The sequence below is a fragment of the Gordonia sp. SCSIO 19800 genome (assembly GCF_018132775.1).
Taxonomy (GTDB): domain Bacteria; phylum Actinomycetota; class Actinomycetes; order Mycobacteriales; family Mycobacteriaceae; genus Gordonia; species Gordonia hongkongensis.
Map to the genome: position 1 here is coordinate 115,192 of NZ_JAGRQM010000005.1, position 18,115 is coordinate 133,306.

General features: G+C 67.4%; 17 protein-coding genes and 2 tRNA genes. 15 read left to right on the forward strand and 4 right to left on the reverse strand.

What is annotated here, in order from left to right:
- Window positions 1-14 precede the first annotated feature (14 nt).
- The 3 genes from KB201_RS07925 to KB201_RS07935 all read left to right on the forward strand — a co-directional run bounded on the left by KB201_RS07925 (window position 15) and on the right by KB201_RS07935 (window position 2,421).
- Window positions 15-818 carry an Fpg/Nei family DNA glycosylase gene (locus KB201_RS07925; RefSeq protein WP_068972584.1) on the forward strand — a complete coding sequence of 268 codons (804 nt, stop codon included), beginning with the start codon at window positions 15-17 and terminating at the stop codon, window positions 816-818.
- 103 nt (window positions 819-921) lie between these two features.
- A complete protein-coding gene (locus tag KB201_RS07930) occupies window positions 922-1,359 on the forward strand; it encodes a homocitrate synthase (protein ID WP_083229512.1) in 438 nt (145 codons plus the stop codon).
- Window positions 1,360-1,467: 108 nt separating this feature from the next.
- The gene (locus tag KB201_RS07935; RefSeq protein ID WP_065629012.1) at window positions 1,468-2,421 is read left to right on the forward strand and encodes a PE-PPE domain-containing protein; all 954 of its coding nucleotides are present in this window, start codon (window positions 1,468-1,470) and stop codon (window positions 2,419-2,421) included.
- A gap of 30 nt (window positions 2,422-2,451) precedes the next feature.
- On the opposite strand, the gene KB201_RS07940 is transcribed toward KB201_RS07935, so the two are convergent.
- Entirely contained in the window at window positions 2,452-3,186 is a 735-nt protein-coding gene (locus KB201_RS07940) for a L,D-transpeptidase (protein ID WP_240198622.1), read from the reverse strand.
- 271 nt (window positions 3,187-3,457) lie between these two features.
- Window positions 3,458-3,643, reverse strand: coding sequence for a hypothetical protein (locus tag KB201_RS07945; RefSeq protein WP_058250048.1), 186 nt, complete (start codon window positions 3,641-3,643; stop codon window positions 3,458-3,460).
- A 139-nt stretch (window positions 3,644-3,782) separates the two neighbouring features.
- On the opposite strand from KB201_RS07945, the gene KB201_RS07950 reads away from it, so the two are divergent.
- Window positions 3,783-3,953, forward strand: a complete 171-nt coding sequence (locus KB201_RS07950; RefSeq protein ID WP_175401035.1) for a hypothetical protein — start codon at window positions 3,783-3,785, stop codon at window positions 3,951-3,953.
- A 57-nt stretch (window positions 3,954-4,010) separates the two neighbouring features.
- Here KB201_RS07950 and KB201_RS07955 read toward each other — a convergent pair.
- Window positions 4,011-4,084, reverse strand: a tRNA-Gly gene (locus KB201_RS07955).
- A 233-nt stretch (window positions 4,085-4,317) separates the two neighbouring features.
- On the opposite strand from KB201_RS07955, the gene KB201_RS07960 reads away from it, so the two are divergent.
- From KB201_RS07960 to clpX, 5 genes are all read left to right on the forward strand, one after another.
- Window positions 4,318-4,391: transfer RNA gene (locus tag KB201_RS07960), tRNA-Pro, on the forward strand.
- A gap of 88 nt (window positions 4,392-4,479) precedes the next feature.
- Window positions 4,480-5,847 (forward strand): trigger factor, encoded by a 1,368-nt coding sequence (gene tig, locus KB201_RS07965; protein WP_068972583.1) that lies wholly within the window; start codon window positions 4,480-4,482, stop codon window positions 5,845-5,847.
- Between the two features lie 279 nt (window positions 5,848-6,126).
- The gene (locus tag KB201_RS07970; RefSeq protein WP_078113597.1) at window positions 6,127-6,726 is read left to right on the forward strand and encodes an ATP-dependent Clp protease proteolytic subunit; all 600 of its coding nucleotides are present in this window, start codon (window positions 6,127-6,129) and stop codon (window positions 6,724-6,726) included.
- A gap of 64 nt (window positions 6,727-6,790) precedes the next feature.
- Entirely contained in the window at window positions 6,791-7,486 is a 696-nt protein-coding gene (locus KB201_RS07975) for an ATP-dependent Clp protease proteolytic subunit (RefSeq protein ID WP_058250292.1), read from the forward strand.
- Window positions 7,487-7,695: 209 nt separating this feature from the next.
- Window positions 7,696-8,976, forward strand: a complete 1,281-nt coding sequence (gene clpX, locus KB201_RS07980; RefSeq protein WP_058250051.1) for an ATP-dependent Clp protease ATP-binding subunit ClpX — start codon at window positions 7,696-7,698, stop codon at window positions 8,974-8,976.
- Between the two features lie 80 nt (window positions 8,977-9,056).
- Here clpX and KB201_RS07985 read toward each other — a convergent pair whose 3' ends face one another.
- On the reverse strand, window positions 9,057-11,393 hold the full coding sequence (locus KB201_RS07985; RefSeq protein ID WP_211538871.1) for an FdhF/YdeP family oxidoreductase: 2,337 nt from the start codon (window positions 11,391-11,393) through the stop codon (window positions 9,057-9,059).
- A gap of 67 nt (window positions 11,394-11,460) precedes the next feature.
- Here KB201_RS07985 and KB201_RS07990 point away from each other — a divergent pair, with 67 nt between their 5' ends.
- From KB201_RS07990 to ndk, 6 genes are all read left to right on the forward strand, one after another.
- The gene (locus tag KB201_RS07990) at window positions 11,461-12,078 is read left to right on the forward strand and encodes a molybdenum cofactor guanylyltransferase (RefSeq protein WP_211538873.1); all 618 of its coding nucleotides are present in this window, start codon (window positions 11,461-11,463) and stop codon (window positions 12,076-12,078) included.
- Window positions 12,079-12,146: 68 nt separating this feature from the next.
- Window positions 12,147-14,837, forward strand: coding sequence for a valine--tRNA ligase (locus KB201_RS07995; RefSeq protein WP_078112226.1), 2,691 nt, complete (start codon window positions 12,147-12,149; stop codon window positions 14,835-14,837).
- On the forward strand, window positions 14,834-16,366 hold the full coding sequence (locus KB201_RS08000; RefSeq protein WP_265964471.1) for a folylpolyglutamate synthase/dihydrofolate synthase family protein: 1,533 nt from the start codon (window positions 14,834-14,836) through the stop codon (window positions 16,364-16,366). Before KB201_RS07995 ends, KB201_RS08000 begins: the two co-directional genes overlap by 4 nt.
- Complete coding sequence (locus KB201_RS08005) at window positions 16,363-16,752, forward strand: DUF4233 domain-containing protein (protein ID WP_058250055.1); 390 nt, start codon at window positions 16,363-16,365, stop codon at window positions 16,750-16,752. The genes KB201_RS08000 and KB201_RS08005 overlap by 4 nt, the downstream gene beginning before the upstream one ends.
- A 224-nt stretch (window positions 16,753-16,976) precedes the next feature.
- Window positions 16,977-17,429, forward strand: coding sequence for a hypothetical protein (locus KB201_RS08010; RefSeq protein ID WP_211538877.1), 453 nt, complete (start codon window positions 16,977-16,979; stop codon window positions 17,427-17,429).
- 38 nt (window positions 17,430-17,467) lie between these two features.
- The gene (gene ndk, locus KB201_RS08015) at window positions 17,468-17,884 is read left to right on the forward strand and encodes a nucleoside-diphosphate kinase (RefSeq protein ID WP_058250057.1); all 417 of its coding nucleotides are present in this window, start codon (window positions 17,468-17,470) and stop codon (window positions 17,882-17,884) included.
- Window positions 17,885-18,115: the final 231 nt, after the last annotated feature.

The following is an 18,115-nucleotide window of genomic DNA, read 5'->3' on the forward strand; positions in this document are numbered from 1 at the left end:
TCTCGGCCGAGTTCGTGCCCGAGGGCCACACTCTCCATCGACTGGCCCGCCGGCAGCAGCGACTGTTCGGCGGGCAGCGGGTTCGCGTCAGCAGCCCGCAGGGTCGGTTCGCCGACGGTGCGGCGATGGTGGACGGACTCACCTTCCACGCGGCCGAGGCCTGGGGCAAGCATCTCGTCCATCGTTACCGGGACGGGCGTGCCGAACGAATGGTGCACATCCACCTCGGGCTGTACGGCTCGTTCACCGAACTCGCGGTGCCCGTGCCGGAACCGGTCGGGCAGGTTCGACTCCGCATCGAGACCGAGACCGCCGGAACGGACCTTCGCGGTCCGACGGCGTGTGAGATCTACCACCCCGCCGATCTCGAGGCGTTGGTCGCCCGACTCGGTCCGGATCCGCTGCGACGCGACGCCGATCCCGACCGGGCATGGTCGGCGATCTCGCGGTCCGCGCGGCCCGTCGGCGCCCTGCTGATGGACCAGAAGGTCATCGCCGGGATCGGCAACGTGTATCGCGCCGAGATCCTCTTCCGCGCCGGCATCGATCCGATGAGGCCCGGAAAGCGTGTTCTCCGAGACGAATTCGACGCTCTGTGGTCCGACCTGGTGACTCTCATGAAGATCGGCGTGCGTCGTGGACGCATTCACGTGATCCGGCCCGAAGACGATTCCGGGGCGCCGTCCTACGCCCCGAACCGTCCGCGGACCTACGTGTACCGGCGGGCGGGCGAGCCATGCCGGATCTGCGGGACACCCGTCCTGATCGCCGATCTGGAGGCCCGAAAACTGTATTGGTGCCCCGTCTGCCAGACCTGACAGGTTACTGCCCGGTCGGTGTGGATAGCCGAACCTTAGTAGCATGTGCGGAGCCGTGAGGTTCTTACTCATGCGAACGGTCGGGGAGACAAGAGGGGGCAGTGTGACAATCAGCGAAAGCATCCGGTCTCATGCCGGACTGATCTCGCGGGGCGAGGTGTCCCCACTCCGAGGCGTACCTTTCCACGGCGCGGCCGACGCGCCGATCACCCGTCGTGTGCTGGCCGGTGGGGACCTTTTCCCGGAGGCGGAGAAGCGCGTCGTGGCACATGAGATGCGGGCCGTCTCGGCGGCTTCACGTGACTACTGCGAGCCGCACGTACACGACTGCCCGGAGATCAACATCCTGCTGTCGCTCGACCGTCTGGTCTACGAGATCACGCTCGGGGACGAGGTCTATGAGGTCGAGGCGCCCGCGAGCATCTACATACCGGCCGGCCTGGTGCACAGCGCCAACGTGATCGAGGGCAGCGGTTTCTTCGTGGCGATCATCGAGACCGCCGACTACGTCGCCAAACCGCCACCGGCGCAAGCATCCTGATCGGTCACGGCTGCGAGGTGCGGGCCGCGGCGCCATGACACGGTCGAGGTGGGAATCTCAGGGAGCCCTCAGCGCTCCTGCGGGCGGTTCATACGTCCGGGACCCACCATGGGTGAGGTGCAGCATGTCAGAACCCGGCCCCGGCCCGGCAGGACGCCGACGATCACCGTCTTCGTGGTCGGCGGGACGGGGGAGTCGTACCCCGGTGACCCACGGGCCGAGGTGTCCGGGCTCCTCACCGGAGTGGCCGACGAACTCGATGACCGCTTCGACTGTCGGTGGATCGGATACCCCGCGAGCTATGGTCCCGCCCCGCGTCCGGGCGGGATGAGTTTCGTCGAGAGCGTCGGGATCGGTGCGGGCCGACTGCGGGCGGCCATCCGCGCCACGGCAGGACCGGTCGCGCTGGTGGGTTACTCGCAGGGGGCCGTGGTCATCCGATCCGCGGTCGCCGATCTGGCGACCGGGGACGCCGAGACTGCATCCGACCTGGACCGGGTACTCGGTGTCGGGCTGGTCGCCGACCCGCACCAGCCGCCGGGCGTGGTGCCCGGTTGCGACGGGTGGGGAGTCGCCGGCCCGGGAGCGGATCTGCCGACCGGGCTGCCCGTGTACTGGGTGGGCGCGTCCCAGGACGTGATCTGCAACGCCGACGCGGACTCGCTTGTCCGCGACGTCGCCGACCTCACCGGCTCTATGACGCTGGCCGGGCTCGGCCGATGGGGGAGGAGTGCGTGGGATGTGTTGCGCGCCAACGACTTGCAGAACGCACGGCGGACGTCGGTCCGGCCGGCGCAGTGGCGGCGCGACCCCGGGCGGATGCTGGCGGCGTGGCGTGAGGTCAGGTGCTACCTCCCGTCGCGCATCCGGGTGGGTGGTGTGTGGCTGACCAACGCCGTGGGTGGCCGGCACACGTCGTATCGGAGCGACCCCTATCGGCGGACCTCGGTCACCGATCCGGCGTCCACCGGTTGTCAGGTCATCGCCCAGTGGCTTCAGGTCCAGGCGACGTTCGCCGACCAGGCCGCCACCTGGTCACACGACAGAGGGCCGGTCACCTGACGGTGACCGGCCCTCGTAGTCTGCTCGAGACTAGGTGTTCTGATACTTCCCACCGATGGTGTTGCGCACCACGATCGGGGTGTTGCGGGGAACGTTGTCGTAGACCCACTTGGCGTGATCGTTGGTGACGTTGATGCAGCCGTGGCTCACGTTGCTGCGACCCTGCTGATTGACCGACCAGGGGGCGCCGTGGATGAAGATGCCGTCCCACGACATCCGGGTCGCGTACTCGACGTAGGTGCGGTAGCCCTCGGCGGAGTCGACCGGGACGCCGTACGTGGACGAGTCCATGTACATGTCGCGGTACTTCTCCTTGGTGTAGTACACGCCGTTCGAGGTGGGGTTCTTGTCCGAACCCATCGAGATCGGCATCGTCCGGACGACCTTGCCGTTGTGCCACCAGGTGATGGTGTGGGTGTTGTCGTCGGCCAGGGCGATGTAACCGGTCTCGGTCTTGACGTTCGGGATGACCGGCCCGGCCGGCTTCTCCTCGGTCGTCGACGGCGGCGGCTGCGGAGCTTCGGGGGTGGTCGGCGCCGGCGGGGTCGGCAGACCGGGGACCGCGGGGATCTCGACCGGCGGCAGGCCGGGGATCACGGTGACCGGGACGGCGTTGGCGACGCCGGGAAGTGCGAGGGTCATGGCCAGGACGCCGAAGACGACAGCCGCGAGTCGTCGAGCCGAACGGCGGCGCGAGGCGCGCGGGGTCGGCAGGTGAGAGTTCAACACAGGTCGTACCTTCGGTTCGATGGTTCGTTCGCGCATCGGCCTGAGCGCGGAACCATCGTTACACAACCGTTGCCTTGGGTCCAAGGAGCGGGTCACGCCGAATGACGCCGCCATCGCGAACCCTCAGTACGACGTGGCAAAACCCGAGGTAGCGCCGTTGTCGACACCGCGTGTGACGGTCGTCACATTCGAGGTCGCGCATACGCAGCGGGTTCCGGCGTGGACTCATTGTGGCCGCTGGACCCTCGTATGCAACAGGATCGTTTGTCCCACTGGGGACTGCTCGTTCGGGGCGCCGTGTTCCCGCTCAGGCGGGTTGTGGATGTTCGGTGCGAAGGTGTTGCGCAGGTTGCGAACACGCCTCGTCCCGGCAGACGAGCATCACGTCGACGCGACCGATGCCGGCCTCGGACTCGGTCACGTCTCGGCGGACGTACAGGGGTGCGCCGCAGGATCCGCACCGGCGTTGGGTTTTCGTGTGGCTGGAGGACATGGGTCAACGGTACGCCAGGTGTGGCGTGGATCACAGGACGAGTCCGGACCGGCGGGATGTGGTCCGGTTGGGTGACTTGGGCGGGGATCTGTGACATCGCCGACCCGAATCGCATGTGGTTCGCAGACAGCGGAGGAACGTGAGGGAAACGCCAGGCCAGTTCGCGCCCTGCCCACCACCGATCGTCTCGACCGGCCCCGGCGATTCGTCGGCACCCGGGCACCCGGAGGAGGAGGCGACTCCCGAGATCGTCTACGAGTACGCGCCCCTGCCGTTGCCGTGGAACAAGCCGCCGGAGCCGCCCAACTAGGCGCACGGAGTAGCCCGGACCGACGAAAAAGGCTCGGAGATAGTGTCTCCGAGCCGGTGGAGCGGGTGACGGGAATCGAACCCGCGTAGCTAGTTTGGAAGACTAGGGCTCTACCATTGAGCTACACCCGCGTTGCTCGCGGTGACCGTCGAGATCCCGGCGTCGCGTGCGATGAGTGACTGTACCGGCAGCGGCGCCGGAACCGAAATCGGGGTGGATGCGACGAGGTGGCATCCGACGGACGACCATCGGTTCCGGCGTCGCCGCGGCACCCGTGCGCGGGCCCGGCCGCGGTGGCACGTACTATCTCTTGTTGGCCCTGATGCGCGGTCGCCCTCCGGGGTTCCCTCGCGTGTTCGGACCCCGGGATGTGGCGCAGCTTGGTAGCGCATCCGCTTTGGGAGCGGAGGGTCGCAGGTTCAAATCCTGTCATCCCGACTTGATCGATGTGGCCCGACCGGTCACCCGGTGCACGGCCCGCGAACGACCGAACTTCCACCACCGTAGATATAAGGAGTATTCAGGCGTGAAGAGCACTGTCGAGCAACTCACCCCGACCCGGGTCAAGCTCAACGTCGAGGTCCCGTTCGAGGAGCTGTCGGCAGACTTCGACCGGGCCTACCGGTCGTTGGCCCAGCAGATCCGGATCCCCGGATTCCGTCCGGGCAAGGCGCCCGCGAAGCTGATCGAGGCCCGTGTCGGCCGCGATTCGATTCTCGCGCAGGTCGTGAACGACGCCATCCCGGCCAAGTACTCCGAGGCCGTCGCCGAGACCGAGACCAAGGCCATCGGCCAGCCCGAGATCGACCTGTCCGAGCTGAAGTACGGCGAGTCGGTCACCTTCACGGCCGAGGTCGACGTCCGTCCCGAGATCACCCTGCCCGACTACTCGACCCTGTCGGTCGAGGTCGACGCGATCGAGGTCGACGAGGCGGCGGTCGACGAGCAGCTCGAAGGCCTGCGCGCCCGCTTCGGCACCCTCAAGGGCGTCGAGCGCGGCGTGGAGAACGGCGACTTCGTGTCGATCGACCTGGCCGCGACCGTCGACGGCGAGGCCGTCGAGGAGGCCACCACGGAGGGGCTGTCCCATGAGGTCGGCTCCGGCCAGCTCATCGACGGACTCGACGAGGCGCTCATCGGCCTGAAGGCCGGCGAGGACAAAGAGTTCACGACCAAGCTCGTCGCCGGCGATCACGCGGGCGAGGAGGCCCTCGTGAAGGTGACCGTGCAGTCGGTCAAGGAGCGCGAGCTGCCCGAGGTCGACGATGAGTTCGCCCAGATGGCCAGCGAGTTCGACACCGTCGAGGAGCTGCGCGCCAGCCTCGCCGAGCGGGTCGAGCAGTCCGCGAAGCTGGAGCAGGCCAACAAGATCCGCGACGCGGTGCTCGACAAGCTCCTCGAGACCGTCGAGATCCCGCTGCCGGAGAAGGTCGTCGACGAAGAGGTCGAGGGTCAGCAGCACCAGGTCATCCACGCGCTCGGACACGACGACGAGCAGGTCGCCAAATTCCTCGAGGCGCAGGGTAAGACCCGCGAGGAGTGGGATGCCGAGTCCCGTGCTGAGGCGGAGAAGTCGGTCAAGCAGCAGCTGCTGCTCGACGCGATCGCCGATCAGCAGGACACCGAGGTCAGCCAGGACGAGCTGACCCAGCAGATCATCTTCACCGCCCAGCGCTACGGCATGCAGCCGCAGGAGTTCATCCAGCAGCTGACGCAGGCCAACCAGGTCGGTGCGGTCTACGCCGACGTCCGGCGCGGCAAGTCGCTGGCGAGCATCGTCGGCGACGTGACCGTCACCGACACCAAGGGCGCCACCGTCGACACCGCCGAGTACTTCGGCGGCAATGACGACGCCGACGAGTCCGCTGCGGACGAGTCCGACTCCGACAACTGATCGGGCTCCCGCGGTCCAGCACAGCCCGCACGTTTCCTCCGCGATCGCCGGTCCTCGAAGTACGAGGGCCGGCGATCGCCGTCGGTCCACCATCACGCACGGGCCGTTCACGGTGCCGAAGGCCGTTCTGCTCTCAGCGAAGAGGCGTGTCCTCGGGAGTGTCCGCGGGTGTCGATTGGTTAGTGTCGGTGAGGACGTCATCAGAGAAGCATTCGATGTGCGTGCGCGTCACCCGCGGGTGACGCGCAGGTCATGACAACAAGGCAAAGGTAGGAATACGTGAGTGAGCCGACCATCCACACACCCACGATGAGTTCGGGTGTGGCTGGGTTGAACCTGACCGATTCGGTGTTCGAGCGTCTGCTGCGCGAGCGCATCATCTTCCTGGGCACCCAGGTCGACGACGACATCGCGAACCGGCTGTGCGCGCAGATCCTGCTGCTCTCCGCCGAGGACCCGCAGAAGGACATCCACCTCTACATCAATTCGCCCGGTGGATCGGTGACCGCCGGAATGGCGATCTTCGACACCATGCAGCTCGCGGAATGCGACGTCGCGACGTACGCGATGGGCATGGCGGCGTCGATGGGCCAGTTTCTGCTCGCCGCCGGCGCCAAGGGCAAGCGACATGCACTGCCGCACGCGCGCATCATGATGCATCAGCCGTCCGCCGGCATCGGCGGTACCGCCGCCGACATCGCCATCCAGGCAGAGCAATTCGCGCTCACCAAGAAGGAGATGAACCGGCTCAACGCCGAGTTCAGCGGTCAGCCGCTCGAGAAGATCGAGGCCGACGCCGACCGCGACAAGTGGTTCACCGCGGAAGAGGCCAAGGAGTACGGCTTCGTCGACAAGGTGATCGCGCGCCCGGGTCGGTGAGACCCCGGTCCGACGACCGCGCCCGTACCCACCGCCGAGCCACCTCTACCCAATGGAGCAACAGATGACCAACTCCCTTTCCTTCGACGGCATGCCCGCCGAGGTCGCCGCCGGCATCCCCGCGTCGGCCTTGGCGCTGAAGAACATCGAAGCGCGGTACATCCTGCCGTCGTTCATCGAGCACACCCCGAACGGCCAGCGTCAGTACGACCCGTACGCGAAGCTGTTCGAAGAGCGGATCGTCTTCGTCGGCACGCCGATCGACCAGGTCGTGTCCAACGACGTCATGGCGCAGCTGCTCGTCCTCGAATCGCAGGACCCCGACCGCGACATCACCATGTACATCAACTCGCCGGGTGGCAGCGTGCCCGACATGCTCGCCATCTACGACACGATGCAGTACGTGCACTGCGACATCGTGACCGTCTGCCTCGGTGAGGCGGCCTCGGCGGCGGCGATCCTCCTCGCCGGCGGAACCCCGGGCAAGCGTGCGGCGCTGCCGAACGCCACGGTCCTGATCCACCAGCCGCGCACCGGCGGCGCCTACCAGGGTCAGGTCTCCGACCTCGAGATCCAGGCCGCCGAGATCGAGCGCATCCGCGACCGCCTCGACGAGATCCTGGCCAGCCACACCGGTCAGGACAAGGAGAAGATCCGCAAGGACACCGACCGCGACAACATCCTGACCGCGGCCGCGGCCAAGGAGTACGGCATCGTCGACGAGGTCTTCGAGTACCGCAAGAAGTCGATGAAGAAGTAGTCCTGGCCAAGAAGTAGTTGTGGCAGTGCAGAAGTCCCGGTGATTTTCTGCCGCGACATTTGGCCTTATCGGTCGAAGTTCGAGCGGCACGCGGGTACCGTCGGGTTACTGGGCATTCGAGTGTCGATCAAATGACCCATGCCCGGCTGCGTGCGACGCGACGGACCAGACACGACAGTCCGGCAACGAGGAAGTAGGTACAGCGCGAGATGGCACGAATCGGAGACGGCGGCGACCTGCTCAAGTGCTCTTTTTGCGGCAAGAGCCAGAAGCAGGTGAAGAAGCTCATCGCCGGCCCCGGCGTGTACATCTGCGATGAGTGCATCGACCTGTGCAACGAGATCATCGAAGAGGAACTGGCCGAGAACGGCGACGTCAAGCTCGACGAGCTGCCGAAGCCGACGGAGATCCGTGACTTCCTCGAGAAGTACGTCATCGGCCAGGACACGGCGAAGCGGACGCTCGCGGTGGCGGTCTACAACCACTACAAGCGCATCCAGGCGGGCGAGAAGAAGGACGCCCGGACGGGTGAGACCGTCGAGCTGATGAAGTCGAACATCCTGATGCTCGGCCCCACCGGATGCGGCAAGACGTACCTGGCGCAGACCCTGGCGAAGATGCTCAACGTGCCGTTCGCGATCGCCGACGCAACCGCGCTGACCGAGGCCGGATATGTCGGCGAGGACGTCGAGAACATCCTGCTCAAGCTGATCCAGGCCGCCGACTACGACGTCAAGCGTGCCGAGACCGGCATCATCTACATCGACGAGGTCGACAAGATCGCCCGCAAGAGCGAGAACCCGTCGATCACGCGCGATGTGTCCGGAGAGGGAGTCCAGCAGGCGCTGCTGAAGATCCTCGAGGGCACGCAGGCGTCGGTGCCGCCGCAGGGTGGACGCAAGCATCCGCATCAGGAGTTCATCCAGATCGACACGACGAACGTGCTGTTCATCGTGGCCGGCGCGTTCGCCGGTCTGGAGAAGATCGTGTCCGAGCGGATCGGCAAGCGCGGTCTCGGCTTCGGCAACGAAGTGGCGAGCAAGGACGAGGTGGACACCTCGGATCAGTTCGCCGACGTCATGCCGGAGGACCTGATCAAGTTCGGCCTGATCCCGGAGTTCATCGGCCGCCTGCCGGTCGTCGCCTCGGTGACGAACCTGGACAAGGACTCGCTGGTGAGCATCCTGTCGGAGCCGAAGAACGCGCTGGTGAAGCAGTACACCCGGCTGTTCGACATGGACAATGTCGAGCTGGAGTTCACCAAGGACGCCCTCGAGGCGGTCGCCGATCAGGCCATTCACCGCGGCACCGGTGCCCGCGGCCTGCGGGCCATCATGGAAGAGGTCCTGCTGCCGGTGATGTACGACATCCCGAGCCGCGACGACGTCGAGAAGGTCGTCGTGACCGGGGAGACCGTCCGGGACAACGTGCTTCCGACGATCGTGCCGCGGAAGGCATCCAGCGACGAACGTCGCGACAAGAGCGCCTGACCCGCAGCTCACCACTCACCCGACGACAGCAGCGAGCCCCGCCCGGACGACCGGACGGGGCTCGCTGCTGTCGTCTCCGGCTAGGCGGATTCGGCCGGTTCGATGCGGATCACCACCGCCTTGGAGACCGGTGTGTTCGACTCCTTTGCCACCGATCCGAGCGGGACCAGCGGGTTGGTCTCGGGGTAGTACGCGGCCGCGTTGCCGCGCGGTGTGTCATACGGGACCACCTCGAAGCAGCGGACCCGTCGTTCCTCGACTCCGGCCTCGCCGTCGAACTCCGAGACGATGTCGACGAGTTGCCCGGCGCGCAAGCCGAGGGACGCGATGTCGTCGGGATTGACCATCACGATGTGGCGGTTGCCGGAGATGCCCCGGTAACGGTCGTCGTGGCCGTAGATGGTGGTGTTGTACTGGTCATGGCTGCGGAGTGTCTGCAGGACGAGGCGGTCGGCCGGGACGTCCACCCATTCGAGGGGATGGACTGCGAAGTTGGCCTTGCCGTTGGGCGTGTCGAACGACCGGGTGTCGCGCGGCGGGTGCGGCAGCACGAAACCGTCACTGCGGCGGACGCGGATGTTGAAGTCGTGGAAGCCGGGGACGACCCGCTCGATCCGGTCGCGGATGCGGTCGTAGTCGCGTTTCAGTTCCTGCCACGGAACCGGGTGAGCGGTACCGAGAACCCGGGTCGCCAGGTCGCAGATGATCGCGACCTCACTGCGCAGGTGCGCCGACACCGGCGGCAGCGACCCACGGGACAGGTGGACCGCCGACATCGAGTCCTCGACCGAGACACGTTGTGCCACACCGTCGATGACGTCCCGGTCGGTGCGCCCGAGGGTGGGCAGGATGAGTGCGCGACGGCCGGTGACGAGGTGGGATTCGTTGAGCTTGGTGGACACGTGCACGGTGAGTGCGCAGCGCCGCAGGGCGTCGGCGGTGACGTCGGTGTCGGGTGAGGCGGACACGAAATTGCCGCCCATCCCGACGAAGACGCGGACCTTCCCGGCGGCCATCGCAGTGATGGCGGCGACGGTGTCGTACCCGTGCTCGCGTGGGGACGTGATGCCGAACTCGGCGTCCTGAGCAGCGAGGAAGGACTCTGGCATCCTCTCGAAGATCCCCATGGTGCGGTCGCCCTGCACGTTCGAATGACCGCGCACGGGGCAGAGGCCGGCGCCGACGCGGCCGATCATGCCGCGCAGGAGCAGCAGGTTCGTGCCTTCGGCGATCGTCGCGACGCCGTGGCGGTGCTGGGTCAAGCCCATCGCCCAGCACAGCACGATGCGGCGCGAAGTGGCGACCGTCCGTGCGAGCTCGTCGATCTGGGTGCGGGTCACGCCGGTGACCTCGACGACCCGGTCGAGGTCGACGTCGTCGAGCAGGTCGAGGTACTCCTCGACCCCGGCGCACGACTCGTCGAGGAACTGGTGATCGAAAACCGTTCCGGGGGCGGCTCGTTCGGCGTCACGGAGCAGACGTGCGACGCCGCGGAACAGAGCCATGTCGGACCCGAGCCGGACCTGGAGGAAGTCGTCGGCCAGCTTGGTACCCGCGCCGATGACCCCGCCGACCTTCTGTGGATCCTTGAAACGCATCAGGCCTGCTTCGGGCAGCGGGTTGATCGCCACGATCCGGGCCCCGTTGTGCTTCGCCTTCTCCAGGGTGGCGAGCATTCTCGGGTGATTGGTGCCGGGATTCTGGCCGGCGATGAGGATGAGATCGGCCGCCTCGAGATCGGGGACGGTGACCGAACCCTTGCCGATGCCGATCGACGCGCCGAGAGCGGCGCCGGAGGACTCGTGGCACATGTTCGAGCAGTCGGGGAGGTTGTTCGTACCCAGGCTCCGGGCGAAGAGCTGGTACAGGAAAGCGGCTTCGTTGCTGGTGCGACCCGACGTGTAGAACACGGCCTCGTCAGGCGAGTCCATCGCGGCGAACTCGTCGGCGATGACGGCGTTGGCCTCGTCCCAGTTCAGCGGGCGGTAGTGGGTGTCGCCCGGACCGAGGTACATCGGGTGCGCCAGGCGTCCCTGCTGCGAGAGCCAGTAGCCGCTGCGTGTCCGGAGGTCGTCGACGCTGTGGGCGGCGAAGAACTCGGGGGCGACGGCTCGACGTGTGGCCTCCTCGGCGACCGCCTTGGCGCCGTTCTCGCAGAACTCGGCATGCTTGCGGTGGCCCGGCGTCTCCGGCCAGGCGCATCCGGGACAATCGAACCCATCACGTTGATTGAGCTTGATCAAGGTCTGTGCTGTCCGGAGCGCGCCCATCTGCTCGACTCCGCGCTTGAGGGCGACTGCGACGGCCGGGACTCCGGCGGCGTAGGTCTTCGGGTGTGTGCGCCGGACCTCGCGCGGCTCGTCGGCGGGGTGCGTCGCCGCAGTCTCGGTGTTGCGAGTGTTGCTCATGATGTCCATCTTGCCCCGCCCGTGCGCCAGATCGCGCACACTGAGCGATGTGACTCAACACGGATCGGATACCTCGGTGCTCGCCGGCCTGGTGCTGGCGGGCGGACGTTCGCGACGGATGGGCAGCGACAAGGCCGCGCTCGACTGGGACGGTGAACCCATGCTCGCGCGAGTGGTGCGGGTGGTGTCCCAGCGCTGCGATCCGGTGCTGGTCGTCGCGGGCGAGACGTCCGCCGCATTCCGCGGCATCGACGACATCCGCGACCGGGCGGCGCCGGGGATCGACTCGTCGAAGGTGCACTGGGTGACCGACGAACAGGAGGGGACGGGTCCGCTCGGCGGGCTCGTCGCGGGCCTGTCCGCGGCGGCTGCCGCGGGTGCCGAGTTCGCGTTCGTCTGTGCCACGGACATGCCGCTGATCGCGCCGGAACTGATCGACGAGCTGCGGCTGGGGCTGACCGACTCGACGCAGGCGGTCATCGCCCACGACGCCCAGCGGGATCATCCGATGGCGGGGATCTACCGCACGGATGCCGCGGCGATGATCGCGGATGTCGTCGCCGGCGGTGAACGGCGCATGCTGGGCGCGATCGAGGCGCTCAACACCCATCGGGTGGGGATCTCCGATCCGGACTGGCTGGTCAACGTCAACGCGCCTGAGGACCTGCACAGATTGCGCGTCTCCGCGGGTTAGCACGAAGCGCTCGGGCGCGGACGGGTCCCGGGCGAGGTCCGGCCCGGCGAAAACATAGAATAGCGGCCGTGACATCACCCGACCAGACATCCGCGTTGCCCGAGACAGCGTCGCCCCGGACTGCCGTACCCGAGACCGGGTTGCCGAAGTCCTGGGACCCCGCTGAGCACGAGGCGTCGCTCTACCAGGGCTGGGTGGACGCCGGGTACTTCACCGCGGACGCGGCGAGTGACAAGCCGCCGTTCTCCATCGTGATCCCGCCTCCGAATGTCAACGGCTCGCTGCACATGGGCCACGCCTACGAGCACGTCCTGATGGACGCGCTCTCGCGTCGTCGTCGGATGCAGGGCTACGAGGTGCTGTGGCTCCCCGGCATGGACCACGCGGCGATCGCGATGCAGACGATGGTCGAGCGCAAGCTCGCCACCGAGGGCAAGACACGCGACGACCTCGGCCGGGAGGCGTTCATCGAACGGGTGTGGGCCGAGAAGGCCGAGATCAGCGGCAACATCGGCGAGCAGATGCGCCGGCTCGGCGACAGCGTCGACTGGTCGCGCGAGCGCTTCACGATGGACGAGGGTCTGTCGCGCGCAGTGCACACGGTCTTCAAGAAGATGTTCGACGACGGGCTGATCTATCAGGCCGAGCGCCTCGTCAACTGGTCGCCGGTCCTCAAGACCGCCGTCAGCGACATCGAGGTGAGTTACGCCGACGTCGAGGGCGAACTCGTCAGCTTCCGTTACGGGTCACTCGACGACACCGAGCCTCACATCGTCGTCGCGACGACCCGACTCGAGACGATGCTCGGCGACACCGCGATCGCGGTGCACCCCGACGACGAACGGTATGCCCACCTGGTCGGCACCGCACTGCCGCACCCCTTTGTCGACCGGATGATCCCGATCGTCGCCGATGATTACGTCGACCCCGAATTCGGTAGTGGCGCAGTCAAGATCACGCCGGCACACGACCCCAACGACTTCGCGCTCGGTCAGCGGCACAACCTGCCGATGCCGACGATCATGGACGAATCGGCCCGGATCGCCGACACCGGAACCGAATTCGACGGCATGGACCGCTTCGAGGCGCGCGTCAAGGTGCGCGAGGCGCTGGCCGAACAGGGCCGGATCGTGAAAGAGGTGCGTCCGTACCTGCACAGCGTCGGGCATTCGGAGCGCACCGGCGAGCCGATCGAACCGCGCCTGTCGATGCAGTGGTGGGTGGCGGTCTCCACGCTGGCCGCGGCGGCCGGCGACGCGGTGCGGGACGGGTCCACGGTGATCCACCCGAAGTCGATGGAGCCGCGCTGGTTCAGCTGGGTCGACGACATGCACGACTGGTGTATCTCGCGTCAGCTGTGGTGGGGTCACCGCATCCCGATCTGGTACGGACCCGACGGCGAGGTGGTGTGCGTCGGACCCGACGAGCAGGCCCCCGAGGGCTACGTCCAGGAGACCGACGTCCTCGACACCTGGTTCTCCTCCGGGCTGTGGCCGTTCTCCACGATGGGCTGGCCCGATCAGACCGCGGATCTCGAGAAGTTCTATCCCACCTCGGTTCTCGTCACGGGGTACGACATCCTGTTCTTCTGGGTGGCCCGCATGATGATGTTCGGCACCTACGTGGGCAAGGATCTGGGTCCGGGCAACGAGATCCCGTTCCACAACCTGTTCCTGCACGGCCTGGTGCGCGACGAGCACGGCCGCAAGATGTCGAAGTCGAAGGGCAACGGCATCGACCCGCTCGACTGGGTGGAGCGCTTCGGTGCCGACGCCCTGCGCTTCACGCTCGCCCGCGGTGCCAACCCCGGTTCGGACATCTCGGTCGGCGAGGACCACGCCCAGTCGTCGCGCAACTTCGCCACCAAGCTCTACAACGCCACCAAGTTCGCGTTGATGAACGGCGCGAAGGTCGGGGAGCTCCCCGACGCCGAGACGCTGACCGACGCCGACCGGTGGATCCTCGGCCGGCTCGACGAGGTGCTCGCCGAGATCGACGCCGGGTTCGAGTCCTACGAGTTCTCGAAGGCATGCGAGGCGCTCTACCACTTCGCGTGGGACGAGGTCTGCGACTGGTACCTCGAACTCGCGAAGGTGCAGTTCGCCGAGAACGACGAGAATCGTTCGGAAGCAACGTCGCTCGTGCTGGGCGCGGTACTCGAACCATTGCTGCGCGCGCTGTCGCCGGTGATGCCGTTCGTCACCGAGGTGCTGTGGAAGGCGCTCACCGGGGGTGAATCGCTCGTGGTGGCCCCGTGGCCGACCACTTCCGGGCGCGATTGGTCGTCGGATTCGGCCGCCCGCGTGGACGATCTGCAGCGACTGATCACCGAGGTGCGGCGTTTCCGCAGCGATCAGGGCCTCCGTCCGGGCCAGCGCGTCGCCGTGCAGTTCGACGGACTCGGCGAAGCCGGGCTCGAACACCTGCTGCCGTACGTGACCTCCCTTGCGCGCCTGGACCCGGCCGGTCCCGACTTCGGCGCGACCGCGACCATCGAGGTCCGCCTGAGCGTGGCCACCGTGGTCGTCGCGATCGACACCTCGGGCACCGTCGACGTCGAAGCCGAACGCAAGCGGCTCGCCAAGGACCTGGCGGTGGCCGAGAAGGAATTGTCGACGACCTCGGCGAAACTGGGCAACGAACAGTTCCTGTCCAAGGCGCCCGACCACGTGGTCGCCAAGATCCGGGACCGTCAGCGGATCGCGACCGAAGAGGTTGAACGGTTGAACGCGAAGCTGGCGAGTCTGGTCGGCGCGTGAGCGACGACACCGGTTTCCCCGACGAGGATCCAGCCGTCCTGGGAATGGATGCGGCGGGCGACCCCCTGGGTCTCTCGGCGATCCTGGGGGAGGACGAACCCGATCCGGATGCCGAGCCGGCGCGGCTGCGCGTCACCGACAGCGCCGACGATCTCGCCGAACTCGCCGAGGTCGAGGCCGAGCTCGACACCCGGTGGCCCGAGACCAAGATCGAGCCGTCGCTGACCCGCATCGCGACGCTCATGGATCTGCTCGGATCCCCCCAGCACGGATACCCCGCGATCCACATCGCCGGGACGAACGGCAAGACGTCGGTCACCAGGATGGTCGACGCGTTGCTGTCCGCGCTGCACCGGCGCACGGGCCGGGTCACGAGTCCGCACCTGCAGCGCGTCACCGAGCGGATCTCGGTCGACGGCAAGCCGATTCCGGCACGCACATACATCGACACCTATCGGGAACTCGAGCCGTACATCACCATGGTCGACGATTCGTCGACGGCGGCGGGTGGACCCCGGATGAGCAAGTTCGAGGTGCTGACCGCGATGGCGTATGCGGTCTTCGCCGAGGCGCCGGTGGACGTCGCCGTCGTCGAGACGGGCATGGGCGGTCGCTGGGATGCGACCAACGTCATCGACGGCACGGTCTCGGTCATCACACCGATCGCGATGGACCACGCGGACTATCTCGGCGACACCCTGTCCGCCATCGCGGGGGAGAAGGCCGGCATCATCAAGCCCGCCGAACCCGACGCGGTCGGCACCGTCGATCCCGTCACGGTGATCGCCGAACAGAGCCCCGAGGTCATGGACGTCCTGCTGCGCGCGGCCGTCGATGCGGGCACCATCGTCGCCCGCCAGGGATCGGAGTTCGCGGTCCTCGACTCGGTCATCGCCGTCGGTGGGCAGATGCTCACCATCCAGGGGCTCGGCGGTGTCTACGACGAGATCTTCGTGCCGCTGCACGGTGCACATCAGGCGGCCAACGCCGCGCTGGCCCTCGCGGCGGTGGAGGCGTTCTTCGGTGCGGGCGCCGATCGTCAGCTCGACATCGACGCGGTGCGTACGGGTTTCGCGTCCGTCGCCAACCCCGGACGGCTCGAACGACTGCGCAGCGCCCCGACGGTGTTCGCCGACGCGGCGCACAACCCCCACGGAGCCGCGGCGCTGGCACAGGCGCTGGCCGAGGAGTTCGACTTCCGTCGACTCGTCGGCGTCATCGGCGTGCTGGGTGACAAGGACGCCCGCGGAGTCCTCGAAGGCCTCGAGCCGGTGCTCGACGCAGTCGTCGTCACCGACAACGGGTCGCCACGGGCCCTGGAGCCCGAGACGCTCGCGGAGTACGCGCGGGAGGTGTTCGGCGAGGACCGCGTGGTCGTCAAACCCTTCCTGCCCGACGCCGTCGAGGAGGCCATCGCATTGGCCGAGGAGGCCGACGGCGAGCGCGTGTCCGGTGCGGGCGTGGTCATCACCGGGTCCGTCGTGACCGCCGGTGCCGCGCGAACACTCTTCGGTAAGGAACCCTCATGACCCGGTACACCCCACCCACGAACGATCCGTGGAAGGGGCTCCGCGGCGTGATGGCCGGCACGATGATCCTGGAGGTCATCGTCGTGATCCTGGCGTTCCCGATCGTGTGGCGCCTCGGGGACGGGCTGACCTGGTTGTCCGGCGGATACCTCACGCTCGTCGTCATCGCGATGATCCTGGCCGCCGGGATGCAGGGCCGGCCGTACGCGATCAACCTCGATCTCGGCCTGCAGGTCGTCCTGATCATCGGGGGGCTCTTCCACTGGTCGATCGCGGTGGTGGGAGTCGTCTTCGGGTCGGTCTGGCTGTACATCCGCTACATCAAGGCCGACGTCGAGAAACGGGTCGAACGCGGGATGCTGCCCGGCCAGGAGCCGATCGAGTAATCGGTCCGGCGGCCACGGCCGTCTCGCCGCCGGCTGTCCGACCAGCGGTGTTCTCGTTGCTCAGGGCGGGGTTTGGTGGCCGCAAGACCTGTGGCCGGACCGTTATCGCCGAACCCGGGCGGCCAGGTGGGCTTGCTGTAACAATGGCCCATGCCGCGGGGGCGACAAGTCGATCCTCGCAGCTTGTCGAACCCCTTCCCGAGACACCCGATGTGAGGACATACGTGCAGTTCCAGCTCTTCCGGACCACCTCCGCCCGAACCCGACGCCCCGTGCTCCCCGTCGTCGTCCTCGCGGGCGCGGCGCTCGCACTGACCGTCCCGGCCACGGCGGCGGCCGAACCGGAGCAGGACCAGGCACCCATCGGGATCGCGAACCTCATACCCGCCGCGGACGCACCTGTTCCCGTCGGTCCGGGGGAGTACAGCTATGTCGCCACCCACGAGATCACCCAGCGTGCCGCGACCATGAAGGCGCCCGAGGCCATCGCCAGCCTCCCGGTGCCCGCCCAGTACCGGCCCGCGAATCTCGGTCTGGCGCAACAGTTCGATCTCGCGCTCGCCGGCGCGCTCGCCTCGCCCGGCGGCTGTGTGCAGGTGGTCGTCGATCCGCGCTCGCGCACCGGCAGCCTCTTCGACTACGGCTTCTTCCCGGTCGCCGGTGAGTACTGCTCCTGACCGGTACGTGACCGTAGCCGGTCGATAGGGTGTCAGTCGTGACTGAACGCACTCTCGTACTCATCAAGCCGGACGGCGTCGAACGCAACCTCGTCGGCGACATCATCAGCCGTATCGAGCGCAAGGGCCTGACCCTGGTGGCTCTCGAACTCAAGACCGCGAGCGACGAGGTCGCTCGCGGGCACTACGCCGAGCACGAGGGCAAGCCGTTCCACCCCTCGCTGCTCGAGTTCATCACGTCCGGTCCGCTGGTCGCGGCCGTTCTCGAGGGGCCCCGCGCGGTGGCGGCGTTCCGCCAGATCGCCGGCGGTACCGACCCGGTCGAGAAGGCCGTGCCCGGAACGATCCGTGCCGACTTCGCGCTCGACACCCAGTACAACCTGGTCCACGGGTCCGATTCGCCCGAATCGGCACAGCGCGAGATCGCTCTCTGGTTCCCCGGACTCGAGGGCTGAACGCGAGCGCCTCGACTCGACGCGCAACGTCAAACGCTCATCCTTTGCGGTCATCCGACCGCGGTGTGGGATACTTGCACAGTTATCGCCGACACACTTTGTCGACGACGACCGGATGACGCGCCCCGGTACCGGCGCGTCGCGGTGCGGCACTGACGCACCGCGACGCCACGGAACCGCAGCTGACCCCACCGAGTTCGCCCTGCTGCCAGCGGGCGAACACTCAGGTTC

Coding starts and splice junctions, on each gene's coding strand:
- KB201_RS07935 (WP_065629012.1), top strand. CDS start 1,468: ATGGGTGAGGTGCAGCATGTCAGAACCCGGCCCCGGCCCGGCAGGACG.
- KB201_RS07940 (WP_240198622.1), bottom strand. CDS start 3,186: ATGCGCGAACGAACCATCGAACCGAAGGTACGACCTGTGTTGAACTCT.
- KB201_RS07945 (WP_058250048.1), bottom strand. CDS start 3,643: ATGTCCTCCAGCCACACGAAAACCCAACGCCGGTGCGGATCCTGCGGC.
- KB201_RS07975 (WP_058250292.1), top strand. CDS start 6,791: ATGACCAACTCCCTTTCCTTCGACGGCATGCCCGCCGAGGTCGCCGCC.
- clpX (WP_058250051.1), top strand. CDS start 7,696: ATGGCACGAATCGGAGACGGCGGCGACCTGCTCAAGTGCTCTTTTTGC.
- KB201_RS07985 (WP_211538871.1), bottom strand. CDS start 11,393: ATGGACATCATGAGCAACACTCGCAACACCGAGACTGCGGCGACGCAC.
- KB201_RS08005 (WP_058250055.1), top strand. CDS start 16,363: ATGACCCGGTACACCCCACCCACGAACGATCCGTGGAAGGGGCTCCGC.